Origin of the sequence: Acinetobacter sp. (assembly GCF_049284435.1) — a bacterium.
GTDB lineage: Bacteria > Pseudomonadota > Gammaproteobacteria > Pseudomonadales > Moraxellaceae > Acinetobacter.
In genome coordinates, this window is the sequence record NZ_JBAPXX010000148.1 from 1 (window position 1) to 4,724 (window position 4,724).

The 4,724-nt window shown below is 46.2% G+C and carries 6 protein-coding genes; 2 read left to right on the top strand and 4 right to left on the bottom strand.

Going from position 1 to position 4,724, the window contains the following annotated elements; all coding sequences use genetic code 11:
* A partial coding sequence (locus WAK81_RS13025; protein WP_422197377.1) for a beta-ketoacyl synthase N-terminal-like domain-containing protein occupies positions 1 to 818 on the top strand: 818 nt, incomplete at its 5' end.
* A 23-nt stretch (positions 819 to 841) separates the two neighbouring features.
* Positions 842 to 1,294, top strand: coding sequence for a CopD family protein (locus WAK81_RS13030; protein ID WP_422197380.1), 453 nt, complete (start codon positions 842 to 844; stop codon positions 1,292 to 1,294).
* A gap of 58 nt (positions 1,295 to 1,352) precedes the next feature.
* On the opposite strand, the gene WAK81_RS13035 is transcribed toward WAK81_RS13030, so the two are convergent.
* The 4 genes from WAK81_RS13035 to WAK81_RS13050 form a co-directional block, all read right to left on the bottom strand.
* A complete protein-coding gene (locus tag WAK81_RS13035; protein WP_422197382.1) occupies positions 1,353 to 2,780 on the bottom strand; it encodes an amino acid permease in 1,428 nt (475 codons plus the stop codon).
* Between the two features lie 180 nt (positions 2,781 to 2,960).
* Positions 2,961 to 3,326: a RidA family protein gene (locus WAK81_RS13040; protein WP_422197384.1), complete on the bottom strand. Its 366-nt coding sequence runs from the start codon at positions 3,324 to 3,326 to the stop codon at positions 2,961 to 2,963.
* Positions 3,327 to 3,374: 48 nt separating this feature from the next.
* The gene (alr, locus tag WAK81_RS13045; protein ID WP_422197386.1) at positions 3,375 to 4,487 is read right to left on the bottom strand and encodes an alanine racemase; all 1,113 of its coding nucleotides are present in this window, start codon (positions 4,485 to 4,487) and stop codon (positions 3,375 to 3,377) included.
* 34 nt (positions 4,488 to 4,521) lie between these two features.
* A partial coding sequence (locus tag WAK81_RS13050; RefSeq protein ID WP_422197388.1) for an FAD-dependent oxidoreductase occupies positions 4,522 to 4,724 on the bottom strand: 203 nt, incomplete at its 5' end.

A 4,724-nucleotide genomic window follows, 5' to 3' on the forward strand; every position in this document is an offset into this window, starting at 1 on the left:
ACACCATTACAGCAAACGTTGGCGTTGCATTCAAATTACAAGGCGTGGCGCATACCATTACCAGCGCATGTGCAACCTCTGCGGATGCGATTGGTTATGCTTACAACCTGATTCAACTCGGCAAACAGGATTTAATGCTGGCAGGTGGTGGTGAAGAAGATCACTGGTCACAAAGCTTGTTGTTTGATGCGATGGGCGCACTTTGCTCTAAATACAATGACAGCCCTGAAACAGCATCACGTCCTTATTCTGCAGACCGTGACGGTTTTGTGATTGCCGGTGGTGGTGGTTTCGTGGTGCTTGAGTCTTTGGAACATGCGCAAGCGCGTGGTGCCAACATTCTTGCCGAAGTCGTAGGCTATGCAGCCAATTCGGATGGTGCCGACATGGTTGCACCAAGTGGTGAAGGTGCAACACGTTGCGTACTAATGGCTTTAGAAGAAGCCAAACAACACGGCGTCGATAAAATTGACTATGTAAATACGCATGGTACTTCTACTCCAGCGGGTGACATCACAGAACTTAAAGCGATGGAACGTGCTTTCGGTGAAGGTCAGGTTCCTCCACTAAGCTCAACCAAATCAATGACGGGTCACAGTCTTGGTGCTGCTGGTGTTCAGGAAGCGATTTATTCGGTTCTGATGATGCAAAATGACTTTATTGCTCCAAACATCAACGTGACCGAGCTGGATGAAGGCGCGAAACCGTTTGATATCGTGCTTGAAAAACGTGACGCAAAATTGAATACTGTGATGAGTAACAGTTTCGGTTTCGGCGGCGTAAATGCTTGTCTCATTTTCAAAAAATGGGAAGGCTAAGCTGCCCAATTTAGGGTGACTTGATGGATGCTCCTTCTGATGCTTTCTTGTGGGTAAAAGCATTACATATTATTGCAGTGGTTTGCTGGTTCGCGGCTTTGTTCTACTTGCCACGTTTATATGTTTATCATGCCATGAGCGAAGATGCCGTGAGCCATCAACGCTTTGAAGTCATGGAACGCAAACTGTACCGTGGCATCATGTGGCCAGCCATGTTGGCCACCCTGATTACGGCGCACTTTCTGGTCGACTGGGGTGATGCAACGCGTCACTATCATGAAGCCTTATGGTTTTACCTCAAAGTCGGCCTGGTCGGCTTATTGGTGATTTACCATCTGATATGTGGTTATTACCGCAAGAAGCTGATTGATAATGCACATTACAAGTCACACAAGTTTTGGCGTTATTTTAATGAGATGCCAACCCTGATCTTATTTACCGTGGTGATCCTAGTCGTAGTTAAACCTACTTTCTAATTCACCTGCGCAATCAAAAAAATCCCCGATCAGTCGGGGATTTTTTATGTCTGAATATTTAAGGATTACCACGCTGACGCATACGCGGTTTATACAACAGACGATAGGTCACCGCCAGAATAACCAACCATAAAGGACTGATCATCAGAGCTTTTAGAGTATCAGGCTCCAGACTTAGAATAATCAATGCAAACAATAAGAATGCTAATACCACATAAGACATCCATACCCCACCCGGCATTTTAAAGGTCGAGGCTGCATGCTTTTGCGGTTGCTGCTTACGATAACGGATGTAGCACACCATAATGATGCTCCAGATACTAATAAACAGGATCACACACAGCGAACTTGCCAGAGTAAAAGCTTCCATCGTGTTTGGCACAAAATACTGAAATGCTGCCCCCAACATGATAAAAGTACAGGAGAAAAATAACCCTGTGGCTGGTACAGCCCGACTAGATAACCGCGCCAAAGCTTGAGGCGCCTGTCCATCACGTGCCAAACCAAACAACATACGACTGGTCGAGAATACGCCACTGTTCATAGAGGACATCACTGACGACAATACCACCAGGTTCATGATAATGGCTGAAGTTGGAATACCGGCATACAGGAACAAACTCACAAACGGACTTTGATCCGCAGGAATCAGATGCCACGGTGTGACCGACATGATCATCAGCAATGACAATACATAGAACAGAATGATCCGCGTAGGAATGGCATTGACCGCTTTGGGTAAATTCTTTTCCGGATCTTTGGTTTCTGCCGCCATCGTGCCAAGCAATTCCACCCCAACAAAGGCAAACATGGCAATCTGGAAGCCTGCCAGAAAACCGGTAAAGCCTTTAGGAAATAATCCGCCATGTGCCCAGACATTACTAAAGCTGGCGACAGCGCCACTCGGTGCCTGAAAACCGCTAAACACCATATAACCACCAACAAAGATCAAACCGAGAATGGCTAAAATCTTGATTAGCGCAAACCAGAATTCAATTTCACCAAACAGTTTTACCGTCACTAGGTTAATCGCAAGAATAAACAGCACACAGCCAACACTAATCATCGCCTGTCCCATCGGGGTAAAAGCCATGCCTTCGGGCAGCCAGAAACTCAGATAGTTAATAATCGCCGCGAGATCAGCAATCCCTACCAGCACCCAACCCAGCCAGTACGACCAGCCAATATAATAGCCAGCACCCGGCCCGATCAGGTCATGAGCCATATCAATAAAGGATTTGTAATGCAGATTGGACAGCAGCATTTCACCCAACGCACGCATCAGGAAGAAGAACATGCCACCAATGATCATATAAATGATCAAAATTGAAGGGCCTGCAAGGGAAATAGTTTTTCCTGATCCCATAAACAGGCCGGTACCGATACAGCCACCAATGGCAATTAACTGCAAATGTCGGTTAGAGAGTTTTCGTTGCAACTCATGCGGCGACGATTTTACGTCTTCTTTGCCCGGGGTGGTTTTCATTTTTTACATCCTTTTTAATCTTTACAACAGCATCAAGCTGAATTTACAACGTTCAGTCCTCGAACGCTTATTATGACATTTTCATACTTTTTACTGCTTTTTACTCGACTGTTCAGTGAAATTTACCGCCCTCAAACCAGCTGAATTATTGCAGGGGAGATTTCAACATTAAAAATTAAATTAAGCTTGAGCTGCAATGACTGCAATTTCAATCAGCCAGTCCGGATTGACCAAATCTGCCTGAATCGTAGCACGTGCCGGCGTACCATGACCTTGTAACCATTCCACCCAAAGCTGGTTAACGGTAGCAAAGTCTTCCAGATGCTTGACAAATAATTGTGCAGAAAGCAGCTGGCTTTTATCGGTATTTGCCAATGCGAGCAATTCCTCAATTTTTGCAAAGACTTCCAGTGTTTGTCCGCGTACATCCAGATCCGTGCTATTCGGCACCTGACCTGATAGATAGACGGTTTGATGATGAATCGTCACCGCACTCATGATTTGATTGCTGTTGAGTCGCTGGATTGTTGTATTCGCTTGTTTCATGCTGATCTTCCTTGTTTTGGATATTTAAATAAAATTTAAATTAAAAATTTAGCTTTCAATCTGAAAATTAACCCGGGCGGTCACCGCACACATCAGCTCATAGCCGATGGTGCCTGAACTGGCCGCCACTTCATCAATCGGCAGAATTACACCTTGGGAAGATTGCCCCCAAAGTACCACTTCACTCCCCACATTCGCCTGCGGCAGCGCAGTCAGATCTACGGCCAGCATATCCATGCTGACTCGACCCAATGTTTGTGTTTTCATTGAATCGACCAGCACAGGTGTACCGGTCGCCGATAGTCGTTGATAACCATCAGCATAACCACAGGCCACAATGCCGATCCGCATATCCTGCGTGGCAATAAATTTGGAACCATAGCCAATGCTCTCACCGGTCTGGATCGTTTGAATGGCGATAATTTCACTGCGCAAGCTCATGCTCGGTTGCAAATTCCAGTCTTGAATCGTGTGTGTTGGATAATCTGGTGAACTGCCATACAGCATGATGCCGCTACGTACAATATCGGAATGAAGGGTCTGATGATGACGCAAAATGGCAGCACTGTTACTCAGTGAGGTTTTACCCTCAAGTCCCTGAATCGTTTTGTTAAAAATAAAATATTGATGTTCAATTCCATCCAATCCAAAACGCTCGCCATCCGCATCGGAGAAATGGGTCATATGCGTGATTGAACGGACATTATTTAGCTGATGTAGTTCCTGCCAGATCTCTGCATATTGCTGCGGCTCGAAACCTAGACGGTTCATGCCGCTGTTCATTTTCAAATACACATCAAACTGTACATCCGGCTCTATTTCGGCAAACTGTTTTAGCCCTTGCACTTGATGCCGGGAATGGATGGCAAAGCTCATTCCATGCTTAGCGCATTCAAATAAATCCTCGAGAGCAAAAACACCTTCGAGCAACATTAGCGGCTTCTTGCATCCGAGCGCACGCAGCCGTTTACCCTCTTCGATATCCAGAAAGGCAAAACCGTCCGCGCCGTGAAGCGCTGCATAGACCCGTTCAACTCCGTGTCCATACGCATTGGCCTTGACCACGGCAAATACCTGACTATTAGGCATACATTGGCGCGCCACACTTAAATTATGCGCAAGCGCCTGCTGATGAATGATCGCAGTAATGGGACGTGGCATACATTCCTCCTTGAATATTCCGCCTCAGATGGTCTTAAGCCGCTTGGTGATAGCGCGCCAATGAAAGACCTTCAGTGCTGATTTCAGGATCACGGGCCAAGACCAGATCACTGATTAATTTTCCTGAACCACAAGCCATGGTCCAGCCCAGCGTGCCATGTCCGGTATTCAGGAACAGGTTTTTAAAACGGGTTTTTCCAATAATTGGTGTACTGTCCGGAGTCATTGGACGCAAGC

What these genes read in the sequence shown, in the direction of transcription:
- WAK81_RS13035 (WP_422197382.1), bottom strand. Translation starts at nt 2,780, where the DNA reads ATGAAAACCACCCCGGGCAAAGAAGACGTAAAATCGTCGCCGCATGAG.
- WAK81_RS13040 (WP_422197384.1), bottom strand. Translation starts at nt 3,326, where the DNA reads ATGAAACAAGCGAATACAACAATCCAGCGACTCAACAGCAATCAAATC.
- WAK81_RS13030 (WP_422197380.1), top strand. Translation starts at nt 842, where the DNA reads ATGGATGCTCCTTCTGATGCTTTCTTGTGGGTAAAAGCATTACATATT.
- alr (WP_422197386.1), bottom strand. Translation starts at nt 4,487, where the DNA reads ATGCCACGTCCCATTACTGCGATCATTCATCAGCAGGCGCTTGCGCAT.